Source organism: Pseudomonas sp. NPDC079367, from assembly GCF_044542195.1.
In the GTDB taxonomy this organism is placed as follows: Bacteria; Pseudomonadota; Gammaproteobacteria; order Pseudomonadales; family Pseudomonadaceae; genus Aquipseudomonas.
The window spans coordinates 3,700-6,676 of sequence record NZ_JBITTW010000072.1 but is presented as its reverse complement, the minus strand read 5'-3'; the positions used below and the strand labels follow the sequence as shown (position 1 = coordinate 6,676).

Here is a 2,977-nt window from a genome sequence, read left to right as displayed (position 1 = left end):
CCGGAAGGTTAAGCGTGGGTGGATAGGCGGTCATGTACGGCTGTTCATTAGCGATGGGCGCTAGGTGCGGCGAGTGCACGGGCGGTGGCGACATCCGCATTGATCGCCGTTTTCAATGCCTCCAGGGAGGCGAAGCGCTGCTCTTCACGCAGCTTTTGGTGGAAAACCACCGTCAAACGCCGGTCATACAGATCGCCGGCAAAATCTAAAAGATGGACTTCGAGGTGGGCCTTGCCATCACCTTGTACCGTGGGCCGCACGCCAATATTGGCGACACCGGGCCAGGTCTTGCCGTCGATATCGACATTCACCAGATACACCCCGGTGAACGGCACGCGACGACGTTTGAGTTGCACATTGGCAGTGGGCGTACCCAGTTGCCGGGCCAGTTTCTGGCCATGCAGCACGCGACCGGCGATCCGGTACGGGCGGCCGAGCAAGCGTTCGGCCAGGGCAAAATCGGCGGCGGCGAGGGCGTTGCGCACTTGCGTGCTGCTGACGCGAATGCCGTCCAGCTCGACCGTTTGCGCAGCTTCAACGCTGAAACCGTGCATCTGCCCGGCCTGCAGCAGAAAATCGAAATCGCCGAGGCGGTCGCAACCGAAACGGAAATCGTCGCCGACCTCCAGATGCTGCACGCCGAGGCCATCGACCAGGATGGTATCGACGAACTCACTGGCGCTGAGCTTGCTCAGGCGCTGGTTGAAAGCCAGGCACAAGACCCGGTCGACGCCTTCGGCAGCCAGCAGTTGCAGCTTGTCACGCAACCGCGCCAGACGTGCCGGCGCGGTATCGGGGGCAAAGAACTCCCGTGGCTGCGGCTCGAAAATCACCACGCAGCTGGGTACGCCCAACTCGAGCGCACGCTCACGCAGCCGGGCCAGGATAGCCTGGTGACCACGGTGAACACCGTCAAAGTTGCCAATAGTGGCGACGCAGCCCCGATGCTGGGGGCGCAAGTTGTGGAGGCCTCGAACCAGCTGCATAACGCGCTTCTTGCTCATAAAGTGGTCGATTATAACCACACCCGACGGCCGACGACAGGCAACACCGTAACGCAAAGTGAACGAGCCGACAAAACTGCCGGCCCACGCCTGTGGATAAAGGCTGAAACCTCAGCTCAAGGCCTTGCGATTGAAGTCACGCAGGCGGAAACCCAGCAACAGCAACATACCGAAATACGCCACCACACCAGCAACCACCAAAGCGCCAAGACGCAGGAAGCGCTCGAGCATGTGCCCCTCATCCCAAGCGGGCATGAAATGCATGCCCGCCAGCAACACCGCCGACATCACGGCCACCGCAACGACCAGTTTGAAGCCGAATCTGCCCCAGCCCGGCTGCGGCTGATACATCTTCTGCTTGCGCAGTTGATAGAACAGCAGCCCGGCGTTCAGGCAAGCACCGGCACTGATCGCCAGCGCCAGACCGGCATGGGCCAGCGGACCGATCAACGCCAGGTTGAACAACTGCGTACAGACCAAGGTGAAGATTGCGATTTTTACCGGGGTACGGATGTTCTGTTGCGCATAAAAGCCCGGCGCCAGCACTTTGATCACGATAATCCCGAGCAAGCCGACAGAATAGGCAATCAGCGCACGCTGGGTCATCTCGGCATCAAAGCCACTGAACTGGCCGTACTGAAACAATGAAACAGTCAGCGGTTCAGCAAGAATCCCCAGCGCCAATGCGCAGGGCAGCACCAGCACAAAGCACAGGCGCAACCCCCAATCGAGGATCCGCGAATACTCGTGGCGATCCTTGCTGGCGTAGGTCTTGGCCAGCGTTGGCAGCAGAATCGTCCCGAGAGCCACACCCAGCACACCCGACGGCAATTCCATCAAACGGTCGGCGTAATACATCCACGACACCGAACCTGCGACCAGAAACGAGGCGAAGATGGTGTTGATGATCAATGAAATCTGGCTGACCGACACGCCGAGAATCGCAGGCAGCATCTGCTTCATCACCCGCCACACGCCGCTGTCGCGCAGGTTCAGGCGTGGCAGCACGAGCATGCCGATCTTTTTCAGGTACGGCAGCTGATACAGCAACTGCGCCAGACCACCGACCAGCACCGCCCAGCCAAGGGCCATGACGGGCGGATCGAAGTACGGCGTAAGGAACAACGCGAACACGATCATGCTGACGTTGAGCAGCGTCGGCACGAACGCCGGCACGGAAAAACGGTTCCAGGTATTGAGGATCGCACCGGCCAGCGACGACAGCGAGATCAGCAATATATAAGGGAAGGTCACCCGCAACAGATCGGAGGTGAGCTGGAATTTCTCCGGCGTATCAGTAAAACCTGGGGCCGTGGCCCAGATCACCCAAGGCGCGGCGATCATGCCCAGCACGGTCACAATCGCCAGCACCAATGTCAGCAGGCCAGACACATAGGCAATAAAAGTACGCGTTGCCTCCTCGCCCTGCTGGCTTTTGTACTCGGCAAGAATCGGCACGAACGCCTGGGAAAACGCCCCTTCGGCAAAGATCCGCCGCAGCAGGTTGGGCAGTTTGAAAGCAATAAAGAAGGCGTCCGTGGCCATCCCGGCGCCGAATGTCCGCGCGATCAGCGTGTCCCGAACAAAGCCCAGAATCCGGGAAAGCATCGTGATAGAGCTGACGGCGGCCAACGATTTGAGCAGATTCATTGAGAGAGTTTGTGCCTGTCGATAAACAGCAGGCGAACAATGCGCCTACTTGTGCGATACTCCGCGCCGCAACAGCACAGAGCCAAAGCTCGCGAGTTTACAGGTCAAGCGCCGGAAATAAATATCCCGCCTCTTTATACCTACCACTTAGCGGAACGATTCAAGTGCCCTTGACAAGACCAGTCTTCATCGGCATGATTCGCGGCCTATTTTGTTTGCTATTTCCTAAAAAGTCTTTCGTGGAGCTCGACGGTGGCCAAGTCACCTTCCGGCAAAAAACGTGCAAAACAGGCTGTGTTGCGTCGCAGCCACTACGCGAGGCT

2 protein-coding genes and 1 pseudogene are annotated in these 2,977 nt (G+C 59.0%); 1 reads left to right on the top strand and 2 read right to left on the bottom strand.

Annotated features, from left to right (window positions below):
• Positions 1-47: 47 nt before the first annotated feature.
• Both ribF and murJ read right to left on the bottom strand, forming a co-directional pair.
• A complete protein-coding gene (gene ribF / locus ACIGDJ_RS27875; protein WP_178081160.1) occupies positions 48-986 on the bottom strand; it encodes a bifunctional riboflavin kinase/FAD synthetase in 939 nt (312 codons plus the stop codon).
• Between the two features lie 129 nt (positions 987-1,115).
• Positions 1,116-2,654 carry a murein biosynthesis integral membrane protein MurJ gene (gene murJ, locus ACIGDJ_RS27870; RefSeq protein WP_397480291.1) on the bottom strand — a complete coding sequence of 513 codons (1,539 nt, stop codon included), beginning with the start codon at positions 2,652-2,654 and terminating at the stop codon, positions 1,116-1,118.
• A gap of 252 nt (positions 2,655-2,906) precedes the next feature.
• On the opposite strand from murJ, the pseudogene ACIGDJ_RS27865 reads away from it, so the two are divergent.
• Positions 2,907-2,977: pseudogene (locus tag ACIGDJ_RS27865) on the top strand (hypothetical protein); the annotation flags it as partial.

What these genes read in the sequence shown, in the direction of transcription:
- ribF (WP_178081160.1), bottom strand. Translation starts at nt 986, where the DNA reads ATGCAGCTGGTTCGAGGCCTCCACAACTTGCGCCCCCAGCATCGGGGC.
- murJ (WP_397480291.1), bottom strand. Translation starts at nt 2,654, where the DNA reads ATGAATCTGCTCAAATCGTTGGCCGCCGTCAGCTCTATCACGATGCTT.